Origin of the sequence: Ralstonia flatus, from assembly GCF_958439105.1 — a bacterium.
GTDB classification, from domain to species: Bacteria; Pseudomonadota; Gammaproteobacteria; order Burkholderiales; family Burkholderiaceae; genus Ralstonia; species Ralstonia flatus.
The window spans coordinates 443,480-468,503 of the sequence record NZ_CAUDLI010000001.1; the positions used below are offsets into that span (position 1 = coordinate 443,480).

General features: G+C 66.2%; 25 protein-coding genes. 16 read left to right on the top strand and 9 right to left on the bottom strand.

Features of this window, described 5'->3' with window-relative positions; genetic code table 11:
* A complete protein-coding gene (locus tag R2676_RS02110; RefSeq protein WP_316856644.1) occupies window positions 1–483 on the bottom strand; it encodes a sugar dehydrogenase complex small subunit in 483 nt (160 codons plus the stop codon).
* 278 nt (window positions 484–761) lie between these two features.
* Between R2676_RS02110 and R2676_RS02115 the strand changes: the two genes are divergently transcribed.
* The 5 genes from R2676_RS02115 (at window position 762) to R2676_RS02135 (ending at window position 5,547) form a co-directional block, all read left to right on the top strand.
* Window positions 762–971, top strand: coding sequence for a hypothetical protein (locus tag R2676_RS02115; RefSeq protein ID WP_009241324.1), 210 nt, complete (start codon window positions 762–764; stop codon window positions 969–971).
* A 185-nt stretch (window positions 972–1,156) separates the two neighbouring features.
* Window positions 1,157–2,671, top strand: coding sequence for a metallophosphoesterase (locus R2676_RS02120; RefSeq protein WP_206274172.1), 1,515 nt, complete (start codon window positions 1,157–1,159; stop codon window positions 2,669–2,671).
* The gene (locus R2676_RS02125; RefSeq protein ID WP_206274321.1) at window positions 2,668–3,999 is read left to right on the top strand and encodes a cytochrome-c peroxidase; all 1,332 of its coding nucleotides are present in this window, start codon (window positions 2,668–2,670) and stop codon (window positions 3,997–3,999) included. The genes R2676_RS02120 and R2676_RS02125 overlap by 4 nt, the downstream gene beginning before the upstream one ends.
* 91 nt (window positions 4,000–4,090) lie before the next feature.
* The gene (locus tag R2676_RS02130) at window positions 4,091–4,543 is read left to right on the top strand and encodes a DUF192 domain-containing protein (protein WP_027680713.1); all 453 of its coding nucleotides are present in this window, start codon (window positions 4,091–4,093) and stop codon (window positions 4,541–4,543) included.
* 38 nt (window positions 4,544–4,581) lie between these two features.
* Window positions 4,582–5,547, top strand: coding sequence for an MBL fold metallo-hydrolase (locus R2676_RS02135; protein WP_206274173.1), 966 nt, complete (start codon window positions 4,582–4,584; stop codon window positions 5,545–5,547).
* Here the strand turns inward: R2676_RS02135 and R2676_RS02140 are convergent.
* The 3 genes from R2676_RS02140 to R2676_RS02150 form a co-directional block, all read right to left on the bottom strand.
* Window positions 5,544–6,011: an MliC family protein gene (locus R2676_RS02140; protein WP_206274174.1), complete on the bottom strand. Its 468-nt coding sequence runs from the start codon at window positions 6,009–6,011 to the stop codon at window positions 5,544–5,546. The two genes, R2676_RS02135 and R2676_RS02140, sit on opposite strands and share 4 nt — an antisense overlap.
* Window positions 6,012–6,046: 35 nt before the next feature.
* Window positions 6,047–7,012 carry a LysR family transcriptional regulator gene (locus tag R2676_RS02145; RefSeq protein WP_012762713.1) on the bottom strand — a complete coding sequence of 322 codons (966 nt, stop codon included), beginning with the start codon at window positions 7,010–7,012 and terminating at the stop codon, window positions 6,047–6,049.
* Between the two features lie 64 nt (window positions 7,013–7,076).
* Window positions 7,077–7,985 (bottom strand): LysR family transcriptional regulator, encoded by a 909-nt coding sequence (locus R2676_RS02150; RefSeq protein WP_206274322.1) that lies wholly within the window; start codon window positions 7,983–7,985, stop codon window positions 7,077–7,079.
* A gap of 73 nt (window positions 7,986–8,058) precedes the next feature.
* Between R2676_RS02150 and R2676_RS02155 the strand changes: the two genes are divergently transcribed.
* Complete coding sequence (locus R2676_RS02155) at window positions 8,059–9,615, top strand: MFS transporter (RefSeq protein WP_206274175.1); 1,557 nt, start codon at window positions 8,059–8,061, stop codon at window positions 9,613–9,615.
* Between the two features lie 9 nt (window positions 9,616–9,624).
* Here the strand turns inward: R2676_RS02155 and R2676_RS02160 are convergent, their stop codons facing one another.
* Window positions 9,625–10,035, bottom strand: a complete 411-nt coding sequence (locus tag R2676_RS02160; protein ID WP_206274176.1) for a DoxX family protein — start codon at window positions 10,033–10,035, stop codon at window positions 9,625–9,627.
* 34 nt (window positions 10,036–10,069) lie between these two features.
* Complete coding sequence (locus R2676_RS02165; protein ID WP_206274177.1) at window positions 10,070–10,954, bottom strand: LysR family transcriptional regulator; 885 nt, start codon at window positions 10,952–10,954, stop codon at window positions 10,070–10,072.
* Window positions 10,955–11,078: 124 nt separating this feature from the next.
* On the opposite strand from R2676_RS02165, the gene R2676_RS02170 reads away from it, so the two are divergent.
* From R2676_RS02170 to dapA, 4 genes are all read left to right on the top strand, one after another.
* Window positions 11,079–12,707, top strand: a complete 1,629-nt coding sequence (locus R2676_RS02170) for a gamma-glutamyltransferase family protein (RefSeq protein WP_206274323.1) — start codon at window positions 11,079–11,081, stop codon at window positions 12,705–12,707.
* 102 nt (window positions 12,708–12,809) lie between these two features.
* On the top strand, window positions 12,810–14,126 hold the full coding sequence (locus R2676_RS02175; protein ID WP_206274178.1) for an MFS transporter: 1,317 nt from the start codon (window positions 12,810–12,812) through the stop codon (window positions 14,124–14,126).
* Between the two features lie 127 nt (window positions 14,127–14,253).
* A complete protein-coding gene (locus tag R2676_RS02180) occupies window positions 14,254–14,601 on the top strand; it encodes a hypothetical protein (protein ID WP_206274179.1) in 348 nt (115 codons plus the stop codon).
* 8 nt (window positions 14,602–14,609) lie between these two features.
* Window positions 14,610–15,494 (top strand): 4-hydroxy-tetrahydrodipicolinate synthase, encoded by an 885-nt coding sequence (dapA, locus tag R2676_RS02185; protein WP_206274180.1) that lies wholly within the window; start codon window positions 14,610–14,612, stop codon window positions 15,492–15,494.
* 16 nt (window positions 15,495–15,510) lie between these two features.
* Here dapA and R2676_RS02190 read toward each other — a convergent pair whose 3' ends face one another.
* A complete protein-coding gene (locus R2676_RS02190) occupies window positions 15,511–16,104 on the bottom strand; it encodes a hypothetical protein (protein ID WP_206274181.1) in 594 nt (197 codons plus the stop codon).
* Window positions 16,105–16,420: 316 nt separating this feature from the next.
* On the opposite strand from R2676_RS02190, the gene ypfJ reads away from it, so the two are divergent.
* The gene (ypfJ, locus tag R2676_RS02195; protein ID WP_206274182.1) at window positions 16,421–17,305 is read left to right on the top strand and encodes a KPN_02809 family neutral zinc metallopeptidase; all 885 of its coding nucleotides are present in this window, start codon (window positions 16,421–16,423) and stop codon (window positions 17,303–17,305) included.
* Window positions 17,306–17,312: 7 nt separating this feature from the next.
* Here the strand turns inward: ypfJ and R2676_RS02200 are convergent, their stop codons facing one another.
* Window positions 17,313–18,059, bottom strand: a complete 747-nt coding sequence (locus R2676_RS02200; protein ID WP_012762724.1) for an SDR family oxidoreductase — start codon at window positions 18,057–18,059, stop codon at window positions 17,313–17,315.
* Between the two features lie 138 nt (window positions 18,060–18,197).
* Here R2676_RS02200 and R2676_RS02205 point away from each other — a divergent pair, with 138 nt between their 5' ends.
* The 4 genes from R2676_RS02205 to R2676_RS02220 all read left to right on the top strand — a co-directional run bounded on the left by R2676_RS02205 (window position 18,198) and on the right by R2676_RS02220 (window position 23,034).
* Window positions 18,198–19,673 (top strand): DNA-3-methyladenine glycosylase 2 family protein, encoded by a 1,476-nt coding sequence (locus tag R2676_RS02205; RefSeq protein WP_206274183.1) that lies wholly within the window; start codon window positions 18,198–18,200, stop codon window positions 19,671–19,673.
* 13 nt (window positions 19,674–19,686) lie between these two features.
* The gene (locus R2676_RS02210) at window positions 19,687–20,235 is read left to right on the top strand and encodes a methylated-DNA--[protein]-cysteine S-methyltransferase (RefSeq protein WP_206274324.1); all 549 of its coding nucleotides are present in this window, start codon (window positions 19,687–19,689) and stop codon (window positions 20,233–20,235) included.
* A 58-nt stretch (window positions 20,236–20,293) separates the two neighbouring features.
* Window positions 20,294–21,226 carry a DMT family transporter gene (locus R2676_RS02215; protein ID WP_206274184.1) on the top strand — a complete coding sequence of 311 codons (933 nt, stop codon included), beginning with the start codon at window positions 20,294–20,296 and terminating at the stop codon, window positions 21,224–21,226.
* Window positions 21,227–21,723: 497 nt separating this feature from the next.
* Window positions 21,724–23,034, top strand: a complete 1,311-nt coding sequence (locus R2676_RS02220; RefSeq protein ID WP_206274185.1) for a HipA N-terminal domain-containing protein — start codon at window positions 21,724–21,726, stop codon at window positions 23,032–23,034.
* Between the two features lie 30 nt (window positions 23,035–23,064).
* Here the strand turns inward: R2676_RS02220 and R2676_RS02225 are convergent, their stop codons facing one another.
* Window positions 23,065–23,340, bottom strand: a complete 276-nt coding sequence (locus R2676_RS02225) for a hypothetical protein (RefSeq protein ID WP_027680695.1) — start codon at window positions 23,338–23,340, stop codon at window positions 23,065–23,067.
* A gap of 231 nt (window positions 23,341–23,571) precedes the next feature.
* On the opposite strand from R2676_RS02225, the gene R2676_RS02230 reads away from it, so the two are divergent.
* Complete coding sequence (locus R2676_RS02230) at window positions 23,572–24,984, top strand: M20 family metallopeptidase (RefSeq protein WP_206274186.1); 1,413 nt, start codon at window positions 23,572–23,574, stop codon at window positions 24,982–24,984.
* Window positions 24,985–25,024 lie beyond the last annotated feature (40 nt).

Sequence of the window (25,024 nt, forward strand, 5' to 3'; positions counted from 1 at the left end):
TCAACTGCCTGACAGGCTGGCCTCAGAAGCCCTGACGATGAGCGGGCGGATGGCGCCCCACGCGGGATCCGCATCCAGCCGGGCGCTCCAGGCATCCACCAGGCGGGCCAAGGCGGCACGCAGGTCGCAGGCGTTGCCGGCATCGACCAAGCGGACCAGGCCCACGCCGTCCAGGCCCGGATTGCGCCTGACCAGCCACGCAAGCGTCTGGATGTGTTCGATGAAGCGATCGTCAGTCCGGTGCAAATGGCTGAAACAGGCCAGCCCCACGTGGCGGTCCAGCGGCGCGCCGGAGATCGTCTGCGACACCAGCATGAAATCGTCGAGGCTGGAAGCGTCATGCGAAGGCGGACGAAAACCCGGCGCGGCGCCCAGCACAAGCAAGGCGCCGCAGCCCAGAACAAAATCGCGCCGCCGGAAATGGGCAGGCTTGCTGGGCTGGGCGGGCTTGGTGGGGCGGGGAGATGACGACGGCAGAGACACGGCGAGCCTTGAACAAAATCGGCTCGCATTTTCAAGGCGCAGGCGCCGGCATCCAATCAGATGGGTCCGAAACGCAGTCACGGCGCATCGTCGGGCGGGCACCTTTCTTGCGCAGCGCAACATGCGCCACATGGCGGATCCGGCGGCGCAGCGGCTTTCGCCGGAGGCCACAAAAAATTCGACGGAACATGTCAACGCGCCTGTAACGCCCTGCGTTATTGCAGATGACTCATTTAGCGGGTCGTTGGTTAACTCACTGATCTATAAAAGGATTCACCATGAAGAAGCTGATCGCTGCCCTGATCGCCGGCCTGTTCGCCACCGGTGTGTTCGCCCAAGCCTCCGCTCCGGCTGCTGACGCAGCTGCTGCTCCGGCTGCTGAAAAGGCTGCCCCGAAGGCCAAGAAGGCCAAGAAGCACCACCACAAGAAGGCTGCCAAGAAGGCTGCTGACGCTTCGGCTCCGGCTGCTGACGCCGCCAAGCAATAAGCTTGTGTTTCTGCCGGGCCGGCGTGGCTCGGCCGATACAGAAAAAGCAGGTGCTTATGCATCTGCTTTTTTTTCGCCCTCACGTGCTGAACGGAAACCCGGACGCGCATGCAGGGCTGTCAAAATAGCGCCATCAAGCTTGAGTACCTTGCCCATTCCTCACAACAAGAAACAGGGATGGCGCAATGGAATTCCGATCGATGTTCGCTCCGGTGCGACGAAAACGCACCGTGTTCACGATGCTCTCTCTTGCCGCGCTGGCCGCTGCCGCTGTGATTGCAGGCTGCGGTGGCTCGTCGTCCGATTCGACGCCGGTGTCGACGGCCACGCCGTCGGATGCGGCCACGGCTGACGCCAACATCCAGGCCGCGTGGGTGGAGATCGGCGACAGCAACCAGGCTGTCGTGCGCGCCGTCACGAGTTATACGAACAGCGCCTCGCCCGTCGACAGCTCGGTCTGCCCGCTGCTGACGGTGGACGGCACCTCCACGCGCATGACGCTGCGTGTGGCGGCCGGCACGCCGGCGCAGCGCACCACGGCCAGCGCCGCCAGCGATTCGAAAGCCTCGTCGTTCCCCGTGAATGCCTGCGAAGCCACCGTGCCCTCCACGGCCAAGGCCGCGTCGATCGGCTCGCGCGTGCTGCCGCTGCCCAAGGCCAACCCGCAGCGCGTGGTGATCCTGGCGGACACCGGCTGCCGCATGAAGAAGTCGAGCAACACGTTCCAGTCGTGTAACGACCCGCTGTCGTGGCCGTTTGCGAGCGCTGCCGCCACGGCCGCCAAGATGAACCCGGACCTGGTCCTTCACGTGGGCGACTACCACTACCGCGAAAACGCCTGCCCGCCTGACGTGGCCGGCTGCCAGGGCAGCCCCTGGGGCTACGGCTGGGATACGTGGCAGGCCGACCTGTTCCAGCCCGCCGCCCCGCTGATGGCTGCGGCTCCGTGGGTGCTGGTGCGCGGCAACCACGAGGAATGCGCGCGCGCCGGCCAGGGCTGGTACCGCTTCCTGGATCCGCGTCCGTATTCGGCCGACCGCTCGTGCGACAACCCGGCCAACGACACGGCAGCCAACGCGTCGGACCCGTACGCCGTCGCCATCGGCAGCGATACGCAGGTCATCGTGTTCGATTCGGCCAAGGCCGGCACGACGGCGTTGGCGACGACCGACCCGTGGTTCCAGACCTACCAGAAGCAGTTCAGCACGGTGGGCACGCTGGCCGCCAAGCCGGGCGTGATGTCGATTTTCACGAACCACCATCCGATCCTGGGTTTCGTGCCCATCGCGGGCAGCACGCCGCTGGGCGGCAATGCGGCGCTGCTGTCGGTCATGAACAGCCTGAACGCCACGGCGTATTACCCGCCGGGCGTGCAGGTCGCGCTGCACGGCCACGTGCATGACTTCCAGGCCATCAACTTCACGAGCAACCATCCGGCGACCATCGTTGCAGGCAACGCCGGAGACTCGCTCGACGTGGCCCTGCCCGATCCGTTCCCGGCGATCAGCCCGGCTTCGGGCGTAACGGTGGGCAGCATCTCGCACAACAACTCGTTCGGCTTCATGGTGATGGACCGCCAGCCCGCGCCCGCCAAGGGCTGGCTGTTCAAGGCCTACACCGTGGCCGGCAAGCTGCTGACGACGTGCACGCAGAACGGCACGAGCCTGGTGTGCGACAAGACCGGCTTCGTCGCACCTTGAAGCGCCTGAGCATTGCGCTGTGGGTCGCCGCTTCGCTCATCCCGGGCGTGGCGGCGGCTGAATCGATCGGCATGACGCCCAAGCTGGACGCCGTGCCGCCGCCTGCCGAGTCGACCGCGTTCAAGCCAGACCCGAACCTCGTCGCGCTCGGCAAGCGGGTGTTTTTCGACCCGCGCCTGTCGGAGCCGCAAGGCACGTCGTGCGCGGCGTGCCATGACCCTGGCCGCGCGTTCGCGCCCACGCTGAAGGGCGAGGCGCTGCGCATCGGCGTGCCGGCGGGCAGCCGCCCCGGGCATGTGGCGGCACGCAACGCGCCGTCGCTGCTGTATCTGCGTTACATCCCGCATCGCTATTTCTTTCAGGACGACGACGCGAGCTTCCCGTCGCCGTTTGGCGGCTTCTTTGCCGATGGCCGCGCCGACTCCATCCCCGAGCAGATCCGCGGCCCGCTGTTCAATCCCGACGAGATGGGCAACCGTTCGGCGCGCGAGCTCCAACGCAAGGTGGCCGGCACGGACCTCGGCCAGGCGTTGACGAAACAGTTCGGCGCCGATGCAGTGCGTGAGCCCGAACGCCTCGTCGGCGCGTTGGGCAAGGCGCTGGAGGCGTATTTCCAGAGCGACGAATTGGCGCCGTTCACCTCACGCTTTGACGATTTCCTGCGCAAGCGCACGCCCCTTTCGCCCGCAGAGATGCGCGGCCTCGCCCTGTTCCGCAATCCGGACAAAGGTAACTGCGCGTCTTGTCACCTGATGGTGGAATCGTCGTCACGCCCCGAGCGCTCGCTGTTCACGGATTTCGGCTACGACGCCATCGCCGTGCCGCGCAACCCGCTGCTGCCCGCCAACAAGGACGCACGCCACTCCGACGTCGGCCTGTGCCAGACCGCCCGCACGCTCAAATGGCCGGAGCCCGACCAGTGGTGCGGCTACTTCCGCACGGCGGGCCTGCGCAACGTGGCGGTGCGCCAGACGTTCATGCACAACGGCGTGTTCCGCACCCTGCGCGACACGGTGGCCTTCTATGCCACACGCTCCACCGACCCCGCGCAGTGGTACCCCGGCGGCAAGCGTTTCAACGACGTGCCCGCCAAATATCAGGGCAATATCAACGTGAATGCCGTGCCGATGAACCGCCGCCCCGGCACCACGCCCGCGCTGACGGAAGACGAGATCGACGACATCGTTGCGTTCCTGCGCACGCTCACCGATGCGCGTTACGTGGCGCTGATGCCCGCTCCGGCGGCGGACAAGGCGCGCGCTGCGCATGCGCCCAAGGCGGCCGCGCAGACGATCGCCGTCGGCCGGCAAACCACCAATACGCGGTAACAACTTCGTCGCCCTGGCCAGCGGCTGTCTGATTGACGGCAGCTGGCCGAGTGCCGATCATGGAGCGTTTCGTTTCCGACCCGTTCGCGCCATGACCACCCTGTCCCGCCTCTTTGCCGCTCTGTCGCTGGCCGTTGCCGCCACCGGAGCGCTCGCCCAGACACCCACCGCGCCCAATACCGGCCTGCCCGTGGTCGACCTGACCATCGGCATGTACAAGGTCAAGGCCGAGGTGGCGGCCACCCCGCAAACGCGCGAGACCGGTCTGATGTTTCGCAAGACCATGCCCGATACCGCGGGCATGCTGTTCGTGTTCGATGAATCCGCCGGCCACTGCTTCTGGATGAAGAACACCGACCTGCCGCTGTCCATTGCCTTCATCACCGACGACGGCACCATCTCCGACATTGCCGAGATGAAACCGCAGACCGAAGACAACCACTGCCCCACCAAGGCCGGCAGCTATGCGCTGGAAATGAACAAGGGCTGGTTTGCTCGAAAGGGCGTCAAGCCCGGCATGAAGGTGGGCGGGCTGCCGCGCTAAGGCCCACGCACATACAACAACAGAGAGGAGACCGCCGCATGCACGCTTTCGACAACAACCGTCGCCGCTGGATGCGGCAGGCCGGCGCGCTGGCCGTGGGTGCCGGCGCAGCGTCGGCAGGTTTGCCGCTGGGTGCCTTGGCCGCCGATGCGCCCAAGAAGGGCACGCGGTTGATCCTGCTCGGCACGGCAGGCGGGCCGACGCCCAAGAAGAACCGCTCGGCGCCGGCACAGGTGATCGTCATCAACGGCGTGTCGTACGTGGTCGACTGCGGCAACGGTGTCGCACGCCAATATGTGACGGCGGGCCTCAAGCTCAAGGACATCCGCCACGTCTTCCTCACGCATCAGCACTCCGACCACAACGCCGACTACGGCACGCTGATGCTGCTGGCGTGGGCCACCGACCTGACCGGCCCCGTCGACGCCTGGGGCCCGCCCCCGCTGGCCGCGATGACGACCAAGTTCCTCGAGCTGTACGACTACGACATCCGCACCCGCATTGCCGACGAAGGCCGCCCGCCGCTGGCGCCGATGCTCCATCCGCACGAGCTGACCGAAGGCGGATTTGTCATGCAGGATGCCAACGTGAAGGTGACGAGCGCGCTGGTCAAGCATCCGCCGGTGTCGCCGGCATTTGCATTTCGCTTCGATTCGGCAGACCGCTCGATCGCCATTTCCGGCGATACGGCACCGAGCGAAAACCTCGTGCGCCTGGCATACGGCGCCGATGTGCTCGTTCATGAGGTGATGCACCTGCCGTCGCTCGACAAGCTGCTGTCCACCGAGCCGAACGCCAAGACGCTGCGCGAGCATCTGCTGGCGAGCCACACCTCCACCGAAGAGGTCGGCCGCATTGCCACCGAGGCCAAGGTGAAGACGCTGGTGCTGTCGCACTTCGTGCCCGGCGGCTATCCGTATCTGGAAGATTCAGTCTGGCTCGATGCCGTGCGCCCGCATTTCAAGGGCGAGATCATCGTCGGGCACGATCTGCAGGAGATCTAAGGCCGGCCGCTGGTGGCTTCGCTGCAGTCGCGGTAGAGCTGATTGCGGCTGCCGGGCAGGGTCTCGTCGGCAAGGAAGCCGGTGGCGCCCTTCGTCCACCAGACATACTGCCCCGACGCATAGCGCGCGCCCGAAGCGGCCATCACATTGGCAAACACCAGCGTCTTGCCGTTGAGTGTCATGGCGGCCAGCGGTGTGTCGCCCACCGTCATGTATTTCACGAGGAGCGTCTTGCCGCCCTCGCACGTGTAGCGCACGTCGTGCGGGTCTTTGATCGGCAACGCGGAATACGCGCGCGCCTGATCGATCGCCTTGTTGAGCCCCGCCTTGGCGAAGTCGAGCGCGGTGTTCAGATCGTCGGACGACATGCCGGGCACCGGCGATTGCTGGGCGGTGGCGACGCCGCTGAAGACGCCGGCGCCCAGCGCCAGCCCGAACATCACTGCAGTTGCGAAACGACGCATGGATCCGTCTCCTGAAAATGGTCAGCGCAAGTCGGTTAGTCCGCCGCGTCGCTGTCAGGTTCGGTGGGCTTGAGCACGAATGCGGTCGGTTCGACGCGCTGCGGAAGTTCGTCGGACAGCGCACGCGCGGCCTCCGCAAAGCACTGCACCAGGCTGTCGGCCAACGATGACGGCGCATGATGCTCGGCACGCATGGCACGCACATCGAATGTCTGCGCCGGCTCCAGCGCGAACAGCGCGATGCGCTCCATGCTGCCGGTGGCGGCCGTGAACTGATCGAGCATCGTCACGCCGAGCGATTCCTCCACCAGCGAACGCGCCAGCGAATATGTCTGCACTTCCAGCGTCGACTGCGGCGCCAGCCCGCCGCGCGCCAGCGTCTGCCCGACCAGCGAGCCGAGCGAGATCTGATCTTCCAGCCCGATGAACGGCTTCTCGGCAACGAGCTTGTGCAGCGCGCGGCCGTCGGTCTTGCCGCCCACCCAGGCGCGCGGCGCGGCCAGCAGGATGCGGCCCTGCGCGACCGGCGTGGTGCTGATGGCCGGATGCACGGGCGGCGCAAAGGCAAAGCCGACGTCGATGTCTTGCGAGAGCAACCCCTGCACGATCTCGGCCGTGTGATGCGTGAACACGCGCACCAGCGTATCGGGATGGCGCTGCGAGAAACGCCGCACGGCCGGTGCGAGGATGCTTGGGGCCAGGCTGGGCGTTGCCGCCACGCGCAAGCGCCCGGCGCCCTTGTGGCGCAGATTGGCCGACACGCGCCGCACGCGCTCGACTTCCTGGTACAGCCGCTCGACTTCGCTGAACAGTTCGAACGCCTCGGCGGTAGGCTGCAGGCGGCCCTTGGTGCGGTCGAACAGGCGGAAACCGAGTTGCAGCTCGGTGTGTTGCAGCACACGCGTCACCACGGGTTGCGACACGTTCAGCATGCGCGCCGCCTCGCTGACCGTCCCGACCAGCATCACGGCGCGGAAGACTTCAATCTGGCGCAGACGCATGGCCGCCGGTCCTCACAATCCGAATAGGGAAGCGCCGATTGTGACATCCAGCGCCGGTCTTCGGCTAGGCGGGTGCCGGTGTGGCGGAAGCGCCCTCCGCTTCCAGCGCATCCAGAAACACGCGCACCTTGCGCGGCACCAGCTTGCGAGCCGGCATCAGCGCGTAGACGCGCAGCGCGGTCAGCTCGAAATCGGGCAGCACGCGCACGAGCCTGCCGGCCGCGACTTCCGTATCGCCCACGGAGCGCGCCATGCGTGCCACGCCCAGGCCGCGCACGGCGGCGCGGGCGCGCATTTCGGCGTTCAGGGTCTGCAGGCGCGGCTGGATCGGGACTTCGATCGGCTCGGCGGTCGGCTCGCCGACGGGGCGGAAGGCCCAACTCGCGTCGTCGGGGCCCGAAAGGCAGGGCCAGCCGGCGAGGTCTGCTGGCGTCTTGAGCGGCGGGCGTTCCGCCAGCAAGGTCGGCGACGCATACAAACCGCGCGGGATCAGCACCACGCGGCGCGCCACCAGTGAGGAATCCGGCAGCACCTGATCGACCATCACGAAGACGATGTCATAACCGCTGGCGAGCAGGTCGGGCTGTTCCCACGAGATGTGCACCTGAATTTGCAGATGCGGATAGTTCTCGAGCGTGCGGCACACCGGTTCGGTCAGGTGCTGGGCGCCCACTTCGTACGGCGCGGCGATGCGCAGCGTACCGGCCACGGTCTCGCTGGCGGCGGTGGTGTCGGCGTGCACTTCGCGCAGGCGCTCGAACAGTGGCGCGATGTCGTCATAGAAGTGCGAGCCCGCTTCGGTCAACCGCAACTGGCGCGTGGTGCGTGTCATGAGCCGCACGCCCAGCGCGGCTTCGAGCCGCGATACGGCGGCACTGGCGGTCGATTTGGGGATGCCCAGCGCCTCGGCGGCGGCGGTGAAGCTGCCGGCCTCCACCACGCGGCAGAAGGTTTCCCAGTCGTTCCACTCCATTGTTCGCATGACTGGACAGTGTTCCTAGAGTTGGCCGTTTATCCGGCTGGCGGGCAAGTTTATGCTCGGGCACATGTCGCTGCAAATCCTCAAACCCGCGTCGCTGCGGGCATTTCCCCACTTTTCTTCGGCGCGCGTCCATGCTTTTGGGCTGGCGATGGGGCTCTCAACGGGTCTCGATTTCGTCTCGTCGCAGATGTTCGCCGTGGCGGGCCAGCACATCCAGGGCGGTGTGCATGCGAGCCCCGATGCCTACCTGTACGCTGTCACAGCGTATGCCGTGGCGGCCGTCGTCGCCAACCTCGCCATCGGCCGCATTGCGGCGCACGTGGGCTACCGGATGTATTCGCTGGTGGGCATCGTGCTGTTCGCCATCGGCTGCGTGGTGTGCGCGCAATCCAACAACATCGGCGAACTCGTCATCGGACGGACCATCCAGGGCCTGGGCGCGGGCGGGCTGTTCTCGGCGTCGCGCATCCTCGTGCAGCTCACGGCGGAGCCGGACGAACGCATTCCGCCAATGCTGATGTTCAGCGTCGGCCTGTTCGGGCTGACCACGATTGCACCGTGGATCTGCGCTGAAGTGCTCGAATACAGCGAGTGGCGCGTGATCTTCTGGATCGAACTGGCGCTGGCCGGCGTGGCCTGGATGGCGGTGTTCTTCCTGCCGCCCGAGCATCATCAGCCGCGCACACGCGCCGCACGCCGCCCCGATGAAGCCCCGCCGCAACAAAGCCAATGGGATTGGATTGGCGTGGGCGCCATGGCCATCGGCGCGCTGTCGTTCCTAGTGGGCCTGTCGGAGCTGCGCTACAGCCGGCTGACGGCCTCGCCGGCGATTCCGCTGTTGCTGCTGGGCGGTACGGCTTCCCTCTTGCTGGCCATCCACCGCCTGCGCACGCACCCCGACCCTTGGCTCGATCTCTCTCGCCTGAACGGCCGCCGCTATCTGTGGGGCATCGGCTTTTACGGCGTCTATTACCTGATGAGCGGTTACTGGTCGTACCTGTTTCCGGCGGTGTCACAAGGCGGCCTGGGTTTTACATTCCGCACGACCACGCTGTTCCTGATGATCAGCGGGGCGGTATCGACCGTGGTGGCCGTGGTCATGACGGTCTGGCTGCCGTTCTTCTTCCGCAAGCGCCGCTTTATCGCCATGGGCTTTGCCGTGTATGCAGCCGCGGCCTTGGTGCTGGGAACGAGCTTGATGCCGGGCGCGCCGGACTACGCGTTCTTCCCCGTGTCGATGCTGGAAGGCATCACGCCGGGCGCGGTGATGATCCAGGTGGCGATGATGACGTACCTCGATCTGGACCGGGAAGATTTTGCGCACGGCTACCAGATGAAGAACATCGCGCGGCAGTTTGCGACGGCGGTGGGCACAGGGCTGGCCGCCGTGTCGCTGCAGACGCAGCAGGCGGAATCGCGCTCGCTGATCGTGGCGCATGTCACGCGGTTCACCTCTGACCTGCAGACCATGAACCCGATGACGCCGGAGCGCCTGGCGAGCCTGTCCGCGGAAATCGATCGCCAAGCCACGCTGCTGGCCGGCACGCAACTCTTCAGCTGGTTTGCCGTGGCGTGCGGCCTGTTTGCCGTGCTGGTGCTGGTGCAGCGGTCGTTGCGCTGAAGCGGCGCGTTACGACTTCTGTACCGCGTATCTGCCCGGCCCCGCAGCCGCCAGCAGCAACAGCCCGCCCATGATGCTCAGGTTCTTGTAGAACTGGATCTTGTTGGCGGCCTCCATGGCGCCTTCCATATCCCAGTAGGAATGGGCGATGAACGACGTGCCGAGCACGAACAGCGCCATCAGCAGCGCCAGCGGCCGCGTCCACAGGCCGATCAGCAAGGCGATGCCCACACCAAACTCCATGACAACGGCCACCGCCGCGGCCACCATCGGCAGGGGTGCGCCCGTACTGGCCATGTAGCCGACCGTGCCCTGAAAGCCCGTCAGCTTGCCCCAGCCCGACATCACAAACAGCACCATCATCAGAATCCGGGCAAGCAGGATTAATTCGTCCCGCCAGCGTTGAATGAATGCGTCCATCGTGGCCTCCAGAGCGAGCCTTGGTGCCATCAGTCTAAGCGCCGGAATTGCCAAGTGTGGTTTCGAGCGCATCGAGTACCGCCTGAATCACACCGTGCCGCACATGCTCTTTTCGCTCGATCATGCCGACCGTGCGTACCGGCGTGTGTGGCGGCATGGGCAGCACGCGCAGGGCGGGATCGCTCTCCCAGCTTGCACGGCGCAGACGCGGCACCAGCGTGACCCCGACCTGCTGACGCACCAGCTCGACAATCGCCTCGATTGAATTGACTTCGATGAACTCGTTGACCGCCATGTGCGTCTTGCGCAGGGCCCGGTCGATGAGCGCGCCGGTGCGCACCGCGCGGTCGAAGCGCAGAAACGGATGGGTGCGCAACACTTCTTCCGCACGACCGCGCGTGTGGCGGCCCGCCACCACCACCAGCGGTTCGGTATAGAGCGGGTGCCACGCGAGGTTGGCGGGCAGGCGCTCAAGGTGCTCGACCACCAGCGCCCCATCCAGCTCGCCCGCCTCCACCTGCTCCGCCAGCTCGCCCGATTTGCCGGTGATGAGCTTGACGTCCAGCCCCTTGTGCACCTGCTTGAGCCCCGCCACCGCATGCGCGAGCGACCCCATCACCGACACCACCGCGCCGATCGCCACCGCGCCGGACAGTTCCGTCTGCGGTTCATCGCCGATGCGCATGGCGTCGTACAGGCCCAGCAGGTGCTCGGCTTGCGGCAGCAGCGCGCGGCCGTGCGCATTCAGCGTGACAGTGCGGCCGGACCGGTCGAACAGGTCACGGCGCAGTTCGGCTTCGAGCGCACGCATCTGCAGGCTCACCGCGGCCTGCGTCAGGGCCACGCGCTCGGCAGCGGCGGCAAACGAGCCATGACGGGCCACGGCGACGAAGGTGCGGAGAAAGCGGACGGTACTCACGGCAATGCGCAGCGGACTCTCAAGTTTTTCTTAAGCAATATCCAATGAATTTTAACTTTATTAAATCCAGCGCACCGCAAATAATCGTTCGTCAACCCTTCCCGCTGATCACCGCTTGAGCCCCATGTCCCATCGCTTCGACTGGCAAAACCCCTATCCGACCGTGCGCATTCCGCTGTTTGCGCGCAACGTTGTGTCCACGTCGCACCCGCTGGCCGCGCAGGCTGGGCTACGCATGCTGCTCGCGGGCGGCAGCGCCGTGGATGCGGCCATCGCCGCAGCGGCCATGCTGACCGTGGTCGAGCCCGTCTCGTGCGGCCTCGGCAGCGATGCATTCGCAATCCTCTGGGACGGCAAGGAACTGCACGGCCTGAACGCCTCCGGCACCGCGCCGCAGGCCTGGAACCTCGATTACTTCCGCAAGAAATACGGCGAAGACGCCAACGGCAACCCCAAGCGCCCCACGCGCGGCTGGGACGCGGTAACCGTGCCCGGCGCCATCTCGGCATGGGCCGCGTTGCATGAGCGCTTCGGCAAGCTGTCGTTTGCCGACGTGCTGGAACCCGCCGCCGAGATTGCCGAGCGCGGCCACACCATCGCGCCCATCGTCGCGCACAAATGGGCGGCGGCCATTCCCGAGCTGCACAACCAGCCCGGCTACGCGCAGGCCTTCATGCCGCACGGCCGCGCGCCGGAAGTGGGCGAAAAATTCAAACTGCCCGACGCAGCCGCCACGCTGCGCCGCCTCGGCCAGACCAATGGCCGCGATTTCTACGAAGGTGAACTCGCTGAACGCATCGCCGCCTATTCGCGCGAATGCGGCGGCGGCATGACCGCGCAAGACCTGCGCGACTATCGTCCCGAATGGGTCAAACCGATCACCAAGCGCTACCGCGGCTACGACCTGCACGAGATCCCGCCGAACGGCCAGGGCATCGCCGCGCTCATCGCGCTGGGCATTCTGGATCGCTTCGATCTTGGCGCCCTGCCGGTCGACTCCGCCGATTCGCAGCATCTGCAGATTGAAGCGATGAAGCTGGCGTTTGCCGATCTCTACAAATACGTGGCCGACCCGCGCTCGATGGAAGTCACGCCAGAGCAGATGCTCGACGACGCGTACCTCGATGCACGCGCGAAGCTCATCGACATGCGCCGCGCGCAGATGCCGACCTTCGGCATGCCGCGCGCCGGCGGCACGGTGTACCTGACGGCCGCCGACGAGAGCGGCATGATGGTCTCGTTCATCCAGTCCAACTACATGGGCTTCGGTTCCGGCGTGGTGGTGCCCGGCACCGGCATCAGCCTGCAGAACCGCGGCTTCGGTTTTTCGATGGACGCGCGTTCGGCCAACGTGGTGGAAGGCGGCAAGCGGCCATTCCACACCATCATTCCGGCGTTCCTGACCAAGGACGGCCAGCCGCAGATGAGCTTCGGCGTGATGGGCGGCGACATGCAGCCGCAAGGCCACCTGCAGACGCTTGTGCGCATGCTCGATTACAAGCAGCAGCCCCAGGCCGCGTGCGATGCACCGCGCTGGAAGGTCAACCGCGATTTCACGCTCGACGTGGAAGGCACGATGAACGCCAAGACCGTCGCTGCACTGGAAGCACGCGGCCACAAGCTCGAATCGGTGGCCGATCCGTACATGGATTTCGGCTCCGGCCAGTTCATCTGGCGCCTGTCGGACGACGCCGACCACGGCTACGTGGCCGCCAGCGACAGCCGCCGCGACGGCCACGCGGTGGGCTTCTAAGAAAGCCCCGCCGCACCAGCGCGCTGACCCGTCGGACCGGGCGGGCAACGCGCTGCAGTTCCCATAAAAACGATCCCGGCCGGCACCAAAGGAACCCTCATCATGACCGCCCCCTCTGCGGCAGGCACTGCTGCACCTGCTCGGCACGCAACAACGAGTGCAGCGCACGCACGCCGCATCGTCATTTCGTCGTCGATCGGCAATGCGCTGGAGTGGTACGACTTTCTCGTCTACGGCTTCTTCGCGTCGGTCATCGGCAAGCTGTTCTTTCCGGCCGATGACGAATGGGTGTCGCTGCTGTTTGCAGTGGGCAGCTTTGGCGTGTCGTTCATCACGCGGCCGGTCGGCGCGATCGTGCTGGGCATGTATGCCGACAGAAAGGGGCGCAAGGCGGCGCTCACGCTGTCGATCCTGCTGATGATCGTCGGCACGCTGGCGATTGCCGTGATGCCGAGCTATCAGCAGATCGGTATCGTCGCGCCCATCACGATCCTGCTCGCACGTTTGGTGCAGGGCTTTGCGGTGGGCGGTGAATTCGGCAGCGCGACCGCCTTCATGGTCGAGCACAGCACGCGTGGGCGCGGCTACTACGCCAGCTGGCAATTCGCCAGCCAAGGTATTGCCACCATTCTGGCGGCCGGGCTCGGGGCGCTGCTCACCGCGTCGCTCACGCCGGCCGATCTGGAAGGCTGGGGCTGGCGGTTGCCGTTCGTCTTCGGCTTGCTGGTCGGCCCGGTGGGTTTCTACATCCGCCGCCATCTGGATGAAACGCCCGAGTTCGTCGCCGAGCAGAAGAAGACGACCGTCGATCCGGAAGCGTCGTTCAAAGCGCAGTGGACGAACCTGCTGCTGGCGGTGGGCGTGGTGGCGCAGTCCACCGTGTCGGTGTACGTACTCCAGCTCTACATGCCGACGTATGCCGTCAAGCAACTGCATCTGCCGGCGGCACAGTCGTTCGCGGTGGTGGTACTCAATGGCGGGCTGCAGTTTCTGCTCTCACCCGTGATGGGCGCGCTGTCGGATCGCATTGGCCGCATCCGCATCATGCTCAGCACGTCGGTGCTGATGATCCTGCTGATCTACCCGATGTTTGCGCTGTTGCGCGCGTACCCGACCATCGGTGCGCTGCTGGCGCTGCAAGCTGTGTCGGGCATCTTCAAGGCCGCGTATTCGGGCCCGATGCCGGCGCTGATGTCGGAGATCTTCCCCACGCGCGTGCGCTCGACCGGGCTGTCGCTCGGCTACAGCCTCGGCGTGACGCTGTTTGGCGGGTTCGCGCCGTTCATCGTCACATGGCTGGTCCACACGACGGGCGATACGCTGGCACCGAGCTACTACGTGCTGACGGCCGCTGCGGTGAGCGGCATCTCGCTGACGATCATCGCGCTGCGTCGTCGCAAGGCTGTGCGCGCTGCCTGAGCATTTACGCTTTCTTTACGCAGCGTCACGCCCCTTTTTCACGCTTTTTACGAGCGAATCGATACGGTGTCGTCATGTTCAACGACATGGCGACGCGGGCCGTCGCCAACTCATCATGGCGCGATCGATGCTCCTGTCTTCGCTGATTCCGCAATTGCTGCCGCCCTCGCCGGCGACTGTGCCTCGCGCGGTAGCGCTGCCGGCACGCCAATATGTGTGCCTGCGCGTGACGGTGCCCGGCGATGCCCCGCACGCGGTTCGGCGGCAGCTGCATGCGCTGCTTGGCGACACGCTTGGGCTGTACATCGTCCGGCATGACGCTCGCCGCAAGGCAGTCACGGTCGACCTCGAACTGCCGCATGCGGATGTCGATGCGGTGGTGGGCGCGCTGCTGCGTGGCCTGCCCCGCGCCACGCTGGGCCGCATCACGCCGCTGAGCACGTCCCACAAACGCGCGCATGCGCTGCTGCATTGAGGCGCGCCATGTTTTCGGGAATCTGGATTCCGCTGGTCACGCCGTTCCACCATGGCCAGGTCGACACCGCTGCCCTCCGGCGGCTGGTGCGCCATTACCAGGGCGCGGGCGTGTCGGGCTTCGTTGCGCTGGGCACGACCGGTGAAGCCGCGCTGCTCTCTCAGATCGAGCGCTACACCGTGCTGGAGGCCATCGCCGACGCTTGCGGCGACCGCACCCCTTTTCTGATCGGCGTAGGCGCGGCGGACACGCGCGAGGTGTGCGCGCAGATCCGTCATTACGAGCGCTGGAACAGCGCGGGCTACCTCGTGCCGCCGCCGTATTACGTCTGCCCGTCGCAAGCAGGATTGCGTTGGCATTACGCGCAGGTGGCCGCCAGCACGGCCGGCCCGGTGGTGCTCTACAACGTGCCCAAACGCACAGGCGTCTCGATCGCCCCGCAGACCGCGTTGGCGCTGGCCGGGCAATCCAACATCGTCGCCATCAAGGAATGTGTGGCTGAGCATTTTGGCGCGTTGCAGGGCGGGCCGCTCGACGTGCTGAGCGGCGACGACAGCGCATTGCTCGATTGCCTCGCACACGGCGGCGCGGGAGGCATCCTGGCCGGCGCGCATCTGCGGCCGGAGTTGTTCGTGGCGCTGGTCGCACATCATCGCGCTGGCCGCATCGACGAGGCCAGACGCCTGGCGGGCGCGTTGGCGCCGTTGGCTGCGCTGCTGTTTGCAGAGCCGAATCCGGCGCCAGTCAAGGCGTTGTTGTCAGCGGAGGGACGCATTGGCGCAGACACGCGCGCGCCGATTCTGCCGGTGTCCGAATCGCTGTACCGCCGCCTGGTGGCAGCAATGCACGCCTTGGAAAACGTCGAGGCGGATCGCCCGTTACGACTGGCCTAGAGGCTGCGAGGACAGCTCAGGCGCCCTTGTACCAGGCTGCGTTGAATGGCGCGCTATGGCGCATGTAGCGCGTGCCGCGATGATGGCGGCGCGGGCTGGCAGGTGCCGGCGCATCGTCGTTGTCCTGCATCGTCTCGCGTTCGGCCACGGTGCGGGCGCGGGGCTGCTGCACCTGCGAATAGACGCGTTGCTCCATCCGGTCGCGCGCGGCCGCAACCCGGTCGGGCGATGCGGGTTGCGTGGCAGCGTCCGCCGGCGCAGGTGCAGCGGTCGACGCCGGGGCAGCAGCGTTGGCCGGGCCGGCGGCCATGGCAACACTCATCGCATCGCCGGCCTGCTCGGCCGTCGGCGTGTGGCTGGCAAGACTCTTCACCCACGGCGCGTGGTACATCCCAACGTAAGTCGCGCCCGTCACGGCAATCAGCGCGGCGGCAACGCTGCTGAAGGCGCCGCCTAACACGACACTCGACACGCGCTCCCACCACGACTTGCGCTCGGCTGCGGTCTGCCCCACGTCCGACACCTCGGTCGGATCAACATGGGTCGCAGCCAGATGCGACGGCTCTGTGGCAACGGGGGGTTGAGCAGTGATCGAAGCGGGCAAGCGCATGGTGAGAACTCGACATCATGGAGCGGCAGCGTCATCTTCTGCCGATCGTTATTCGGGAACCGCCGCATGTCATCTGTGTGACAGCCGGACGGGGGATGAGCAGCCTTGGTTAGCAAGTTTCTTGCCGGCTTTGGTGCAGCGCCGCAAACGCCCGCAAACCCTTGACACTCCTCGCGTCGGCGCTGCGCGCAGACGATTCGGCAGCGCGGCGGCATGTCCGTACGTACGCACAGCAGGTAGACTTTGCAAAGTTTACCGGGTGTGACATCCGGCCTTACCTTGCCCTACTCGCCTCACCGGCCTTAAGGAGAACATCGTGCGTTGGGATGACATGCGCGAAAGCAACAACGTGGAGGATGAGCGCGCATCCTCGGGCGGCGGCTTTGGCGGCGGCGGCATGCGGCTGGGCATCGGCGGCATCGCAATCGTGGCCGTGGTGGGCTTGCTGATGGGCAAGAACCCGCTGGAAATCCTCAGCATGGTGATGCAGGTCTCGCAGAATGCACCGACGCAATCCGCGCAGCACAGTCCCGCCCGGCCCACCGGCGAAACCGACAACGACCGCAGCAAGCAGTTGGTTTCGCACGTGCTCGGCGACACCGAAGACACGTGGAGCCAACTGTTCAAGCAAGCTGGGCGCGCGTATCAGCCGCCCAAGCTGGTGCTGTTCCGCCAGGGCATCCGCTCAGGTTGCGGCGAAGCCACCTCGGCCGTCGGCCCGTTCTATTGCCCCGCTGACACGAAGGTCTATCTCGACCTTGGCTTCTTTGACGAGCTGCGCCGCAAGTTTGGCGCGCCCGGCGACTTTGCCGCCGCCTACGTCGTCGCGCACGAGGTCGGGCACCATGTGCAGAATCTGCTGGGCGTGTCGGAAAAGGTCAGCCGCGCGCAGGCCGGCAAATCGCAGGCCGGGGCGAATGCGCTGTCGGTCAAGCTGGAGCTGCAGGCCGATTGCCTGGCCGGCGTGTGGGGCCACTATGCGCAGCAACGCGGCCTGCTGGAGCGCGGCGACCTGGAACAGGCGCTCACCGCCGCACACGCCATCGGCGACGACACCCTGCAGCGCAACGCCGGCCGCAGCGTCACGCCCGATGCCTTCACGCACGGCACGTCGGAGCAACGCATGCACTGGTTCCGCCAGGGCTTCGACGGCGGCGATATCCGCCAGTGCGACACCTTCCGCGCCGGGGCCGACGCCTGATCCGCAGTCAGCGCCCGCCCGCGCAGTCCAGCAGCGCCCCGGTCACGTACGACGCCGCGTCGGAGAGCAGCCAGACGATGGTCTCGGCCACTTCCTGCGGCGTACCGGGGCGGCCGATCGGCGTGGCGCTGCCCAGGCGCTGAGCGCGGTCGGGCTGGCCGCCCGAGGCGTGGATATCGGTCTCGATCAAGCCGGGGCGCACGGCATTCACGCGCACGCCATCGCGCCCGAGTTCACGGGCCAACCCCAACGTCATCGTATCGACGGCCCCCTTGGAGGCAGCGTAGTCGACGTATTCGTGCGGCGACCCCAGCCGCGACGCCGCTGACGACACGTTCACCACTGAACCGCCCACGCCGCCGCGCGACGTTGACAGGCGCCGCGCCGCCTCGCGCGCCACCAGAAAGGCGCCGAGGACATTGGTCTCGAACATCGTGCGCAGCCGGTGCGTGGTCATGTCGGCCACGTCCTGCGCCTCGGCCACGATGCCGGCGTTGTTGACCACGCCGTGCAGCGCGCCAAAGCGTCCGGCCGCCGCCTCGAACAGGGCAATCACGTCTTCGTCGCTCGACACATCGCCCTGCACGGCCAGCGCATGGCCGCCGGCCTGCTCGATCAGGCCCACCGTCTCTTCCGCAGCCTGCCTGTTGCCGCGATATTGCAGCGCGACAGACCAGCCGCGTTGCGCACACAGCACCGCCGTGGCGCGACCGATACCCCGGCTCCCGCCGGTAATGACGATGGTCTTGGACATGCCGGTCTCCCGATGTGTTGTTGTGTTCGCAATTGTGCCGAGATACCGATGGTTTGGCATCGAGGGATGTGTCCGAATCCGGCGAACGCCTGCGACTCGACAGGGCTAGACTAGCTGCCAGCTTCCCCGATCACCACCATGCATCTCGACCACAACGCCTGCTACCACGCCGTGCAGTCGCGCGATCGCCGCTTCGACGGCTGGTTCTTCGTCGGTGTGACATCCACCGGGGTATATTGCCGCCCGGTTTGCGCGGTCCGCACACCGCTCGAGAAGAACTGCCGCTTCTTCGCCACCGCCGCCGCGGCCGAGCGCGCGGGCTTTCGGCCATGCCTGCGCTGCCGGCCGGAACTGGCACCGGGCCACAGCCTGGCGGAGATGTCGTCCAACCTTGCCCGTGCCGCCGCCCGCATGATCGACGAGGGCTTTCTGCAAGAGCACGACCTTGCTGCACTGGCCGCGGCCGTGGGCGTGACCGACCGTCACCTGCGCCGCATCTTCCGCGCGGAGTTCGACGTCTCCCCCATCGAATACGCGCAAACGCAGCGCCTGCTGCTCGCCAAGCAACTGTTGACCGACACCGCCATGCCGGTCGGCGATGTCGCCTTTGCGGCCGGCTTCGGAAGCGTCCGACGGCTGAACAGCGGCTTTAACGAGCATTACGGCTTTGCACCGACGCGCCTGCGTTCGCGCACGACAGGGCCCCGCACCGAAGACGGCCCCACGCTCATGCTCGGCTACCGGCCGCCGTTTGCGTGGCAGGCATTGCTCGAGTTTCTGCGCGCCCGTGCCGTGGACGGCGTGGAGGTCGTCGACGCCGACAGCTACGCGCGCACGATCACCGTCGACTACGGCGGCACGCGACACATCGGCTGGCTGCACGCGCGCAATGTGCCGCAACGCCACGCGGTGGCACTGACGCTGTCGCCCAGCCTGCTGCACGCCATGCCGCCGGTGCTGGCACGCGCGCGGCGGCTGTTCGATCTCGATTGCCGGCCGGATCTGGTCGATGCGCACCTCGGCACGCTTGCTGCCGAAACGCCCGGCCTGCGCGTGCCGGGCGCCGTGGACGGCTTCGAAATTGCGGTGCGCGCCATCGCCGGGCAGGTGATTTCGCTCGCGCAGGCGCGGCGCATTCTCGGGCGCATGACTGCCGTGTATGGCGTGCCGTTGCAGCAACCGCGCGAGGGGTTGTCCACCGCATTTCCGAGCGCTGCGGCACTGGCGAACATCGATGCGCAGGCGCTGTCGGCGCAGACCGGTCTGCAGGCGAGCCGCGCTGCCGCCGTCGTTGAACTCGCCCGCGCCGTCGACAGCGGAGGCCTGCGGCTCGAACCGCTGGTGCCGCTCGTCCCCACGCTGGCCGCGTTGCAGGCGTTGCCCGGCATCGGTGAATGGACAGCGCAATACGTCGCCATGCGCGCCTTGGGCTGGCCGAATGCATTTCCGCTGGGCGACTACGTCTTGCGCAAACGCCTTGCAGACGGCGACGGCACGCTGCCCACGCGCCGCGCCATGGTCGAGCGTGCCGAACCCTGGGCGCCGTGGCGCGCGTATGCCGCCATGCATCTCTGGCATCGCGAGGACGCCCTCGCCCAACCTGCGTCGCACTGACGATTCGACCGCCATGTATCGCCACACCTTTGCCTGCCCCCTCGGCGATCTGCTGCTGACCGCCACCGACACCCACCTGACCGGCGCGTTCTTTCCCGGCCAGAAGACGATTCCCGCGAACGCCGGGCGCATGGCGGCGGGTGCGGACGTCGCAGTCATCCGCGAGGCGCAGGCACAGTTCACGGCGTACTTTGCCGGCAAGTTGCAGGACTTCGATCTGCCAATGGCGCCTGACGGCACACCGTTCCAGCAAGACGTCTGGCGTCTGCTGTGCGACATCGCGTTCGGCAGTCGCACCACCTATGGCCAGATCACGGCTCGCCTGGGGCTCACGCGCGAACATGCGCGCGCGGTGGGCACCGCCGTGGGCCGCAACCCGATCTCGATTGCCATCCCGTGCCACCGCGTGGTGGGCGCCGATGGTGCCCTCACGGGCTACGCCGGCGGGTTGCCACGCAAGGCCGCGCTGCTGCGGATCGAAGGACACCCCGCGCAGGTCGGCGAACGCCTGCCCATGCCCGGCGACGGTCGCCAAGGCTTGCTGGCGTTACTGCCTGCATAAAAACCAAATCGCGCGGACAATGCGCGCACATCATCCAACAACGATAACGAGACCCCCCATGCGCCGCTCCGATGTGCTTGAACTCCTCACTCTCGCAGCCCTGTGGGGCGGCTCCTTCCTGTTCATGCGCGTGGCTGCGCCGCCCTTCGGACCGGTTGCACTGATCGCGCTGCGGGTGGCCATCGCCTCGTGCTTCCTCGTCCCGACGCTCGCTGTGCGCGGCGGCATGGGGGCGCTGCGCACGCACTGGCCGCATCTGCTGGCCGTGGGCGTGCTGAATTCGGCCATCCCGTTCTGCCTCTTCGCCTATGCCGAACTTACGCTCACGGCGGGCTTTACCTCGGTGCTCAATGCGGCCGCGCCGTTGTTTGCGGCCATCGTTGCCTTTACATGGCTGGGCGAGCGGATGTCGTCGCTGCGCGTGCTGGGATTGGCGATCGGCTTCATCGGCGTGATCGTGCTGGTGGGCGGGTCGTCTGTCATCGATGCAAAGCAAGGCGGCGTAGCGGTGGCCGCAGCGCTGTCGGCCACCGTGCTGTACGGCGTGGCGAGCAGCTACACCAAGCGTTTCCTGACCGGCGTACCGCCGCTGGCCGTGGCGACCGGCAGCCAAGTGGCTGCCACCATCGTGCTCGCACCGCTGGCCTACTGGCTATGGCCCGCGCAGACGCCCACCGGCAGCGTGTGGCTGCACGTCATCGCATTGGGCATCGCCTGCACGGGCGTGGCCTACATCCTGTTCTTCCGCCTGGTCGCGCATGTGGGGCCGACCCGCGCCGTGTCGGTCACCTTCCTGATCCCAGTGTTTGGGGTGCTGTGGGGCATCCTGTTCCTGGGCGAGCAACTGACGCTGAACATGGTGATCGGCTGCGCCGTGATCCTGCTCGGGACGTCGCTGTCGACGGGCGTATTCGCGCCAGGAAAAAAAGCCGATGCAAATGCGACCCCAGCCGCAAGCGAAAAAGATTCGCTTTTGCGTTCCAGCCGCTGAATGGCCGAGTGAGCGCCCCGGCGGTTCGGGGCGCCGTGGCTTGCGCAAATCCGCTTGAAGCCGACGCTTAAAACCGCGGTTGAATTCTCCAGCAATGCGGCGATGTCATCGCCGCCTCCACATTGCCACGGCGTTAAATCCGGAATTTGTAATGAATGCCATGCCGTCGCGTTCATCGTGCAATTTATTCAATGGCGTCGGCATTGGCTTTGCGGCACGATTTAGAAAATCTGCAAAACTGAAGTAGACGCCTGAAACATCGACCAACGCGCACTCGATCTTAACGATCCGATAATCCGATTTGAGAAAATTGCATCATCGAAATCGGATATCTCGGCTTGTTGAGCGGATTTTCTTTGTTATGCTCGCCATCGGTCGATGAGGGGCGTGCAAGGGAATGGCGTATTGAATGCAAAACAGCCGAATTCCCAATTGCCGGCGGGTTCTCCGCTGCACAGCCGACTACGCACGCTCCATCAAATACGTTGGATACGCGCATGCTGGACGTCTACCTGAATAAGCATCTGATCGGTCAGCTATCGTGCGGCCGCAGCGGTTGGGCGTTCGAATACGATTCCCGCTGGCAGGCTTCGTCGCAAGGCTTTGATCTGAGCCCGCACCTGCCACGTACCGCCGGCCATATCGCCGACACGGCAAAAGCCCAGCCGGTGCGCCACTTCTTTGAATACCTGCTGCCGGAAGCGGCGCGCAACACGCCCAAGGCGGCGGCCCCGGCGCTGGAGCATCTTGCACAAGCGGCACCGCATCTGGACGGCCCGCTGACGCTGGTGCCCAGCGGCCTCAAGCCGTGCAGCGGCCGCGCCGACGGGCTGTCCGAACGCGATCTCGTGCTGCAGTTCCAGCAAACCGTCGGGCGCCCGCCCCGCAGCACGCCGCTGCGCGTGGCCGAACCTCGCGCACGCTACGGCACCGATACAGCCGCGGCGGCCGAAGAAATCAGCCTGCCCTTCCTGGCTTCGAATGGCTTGCCCGTATCGATGTGGCTGGGCCGGTTTTCCGCGCCGGCCAATGCCGCGCAATCGAGCCACTTCGTCCGGTTGGATCTTGGCGAGGGCGCGCAACTTCCTTACGCCACCATCAATCACTGCTGGGCCACGCTGCTTGGCCGCAGCATCGGTCTAGACACGCCGTTCATCGGGCTGCGCCAATTTCCGGAAACTGCCGCCGTGGTGCAGCGCCTTGATCGCACGCTGCGCTGCAAGAGCGACGACACTGCGCTGGTGCAGGCGCGCTATGTCGTCTCGGCGGTGCAATTGCTGGGGCTCTCGCCCAAGCACCGCTTCCTGCCGATCACCGTCGAGCAGGTCGCAGAATGCGCACGCCTGTGCGCGGATCCGGCGTCTGCAACCGCCGCGCTGTTCCGCTGGATGGTGTTCTGCCTGTTGATCGGCGGACGCAATGCCTCGGCCGGCACACTGCATTTCCACATCGGTGCGGACGGCATCCGCCTTGCCGCGCACGATCACCTGTTCTGTGCGGCGGTCTACGCCAACGAATGGAATGCCGATGAACTCTCGCCGGACGCGCACGCCCGCTACGACGCCATCGACCAAGACGCGCTGCTGGCCCTGGCCGATCACCTCGGTTACGACGCCAGCCAGGCGCGCCGCGAGTTGCTGCGGCTGATCAGCATGCTGGCGCCGCAGTCGTCATTCGTGGCGACGCATCTCTCGCAGGCGCTGGGGCATTCGCCGACGCGCGCAGCGGAGATCGATTTCCTCGCGCGCATCCATCGCCATGTGTCCGAGACGGCACGGCGGCTGGGCGGCAAGACAGCAGAAGTCTGAAACTGAAACGCGCGCGGCCACCGCAGGCGCTTAGAGCGCCGCCAGGCTGACCGAGCCGTAGCGGGCGTAGCCGTGCGCGGCCAATGTGTCCATGGCCTCGGCTTCGGCCCGGGCGAACGTCAGCGCAAGCGTGTCGGGGCTCCCCGCCCCGCTCGCGAAAGCCTGGTAGGCCGCGAACGCCTCGCGCGGGGACACCCCGCTGCGCTCAAGCACCCGCTGCGCGGCTTCCAGCGCCGCACGAATCGCCGTCTCCCCGGGCGGGGCATCGCGAAACGCTAGCTGTAGACAGGACGTCGTCGGGTTCATCCGCGTTTCGATGTTCGATTCACTGGAACAGCACACCTGACCCAGTCTAGGAAAGCGCCTATCGAGTGCCAAGCGTGACGCTTATTCCTGAGCGCGCGTTTCCGTGTGTCGGGTCCACGAAGATCGACTTCGGGATGCCCCCGGGTGCACATGGTTTGAATCACGTCGCATAATCGATTCGATTGACGAAGCAACGACTTTGTTGGCGCCACCACAACGACAGGAGACAACATGATCACGCCACCCATCCGTTTGAAACGTACTGCGCTCGCTTGGATGCTGGCCGGTGCTGCCTTGCCGGCATTCGCACAGATTCCGTTCAGCACGGGCGGCGCGTCTTCTACGCCCGCACAGGCGGCCGCCACGGCCGGCGGGATCGACGTGGCGCAGATCAAACCGGCGGTGGATGCAGCGGTCAATGCGGAATACGGTCAGCTCGACCTGCTCTACAAAGACATCCACGCGCACCCGGAACTGGCGTTTCAGGAAACGCGCACGGCGGCCAAGCTGGCTGAGCAGATGCGCAAGATCGGCTTTGACGTGACGGAGCATGTCGGCAAGACCGGCGTGGTGGCGGTCTATCGCAACGGGGCCGGCCCGACGATCCTCGTGCGTACCGAACTCGATGCGCTGCCGATGGAAGAGAAAACCGGCCTGCCCTACGCCAGCCACGTCCACACGAAATGGCGCGGCGAAGACGTGGGCGTCGCGCATAGCTGCGGGCACGACCTGCACATGGCGTCGTGGGTGGGCACGGCGAAGACGCTGGTGTCGCTCAAGGACCGCTGGCACGGGACACTGGTGTTCGTCGCACAGCCTGCCGAAGAAACCGTATCGGGCGCGCAGAGCATGATCGACGACGGCTTCTTCAAGCGCTTCCCCAAGCCCGACTATGCGTTTGCGCTGCACACGGGCCCGGGGCCGTACGGTTCGATCGTGTTCAACAGCGGCCCGGTCACCTCCAACTCCGACGGGTTGGAAATTACGTTCAAAGGCCGCGGCGGGCACGGCTCCGCACCTGACAAGACCATCGACCCCGTGATGATGGCGGCGCGCTTCGTGGTCGACCTGCAAAGCGTGATCAGCCGGGAGAAGGATCCGCAGGAATTCGGCGTGGTGAGCATCGGCGCCATCCAGGGCGGCAGCGCTGAAAACATCATTCCTGACAGCGTGCTTCTGCGTGGCACGATCCGCTCGTACAAGCCGGCCGTGCGCCAGAAGATGCTCGACGGTATCCGCCGCACGGCCAAGGCCGTCACCGAAATGTCGGGCGCGCCGGACGCCGAGATCAAGATCACCGAGGGCGGCAAGGCGGTCAACAACGACCCGGCCGTGGTCGCGCGCACCGAGGCGATGTTCAAGACCGCCTTTGGGAACGACCGCGTACTGCGCGTGCCACCCATCACGGCCAGCGAAGATTTCTCGGCGTTTGTTGACGCGGGCATCCCGTCGATGTTCTTCTTCATCGGCGTGAACGATCCGCAGACGTTCTTCGCCTCGCTCAAGCCGGGCGCCAAGCCGCTGCCGACCAATCATTCGCCGCTGTTCGCGCCTGTGCCGGAGCCGTCCATCAAGACAGGCGTGACGGCGATGTCGCTGGCGGTGCTCAACGCGCTGCAATGGAACAGGGCGTCGGGCCAGTAAGCCGGCGTTGAGATGGGCGCGACCGGCCCGGGTGACTGGG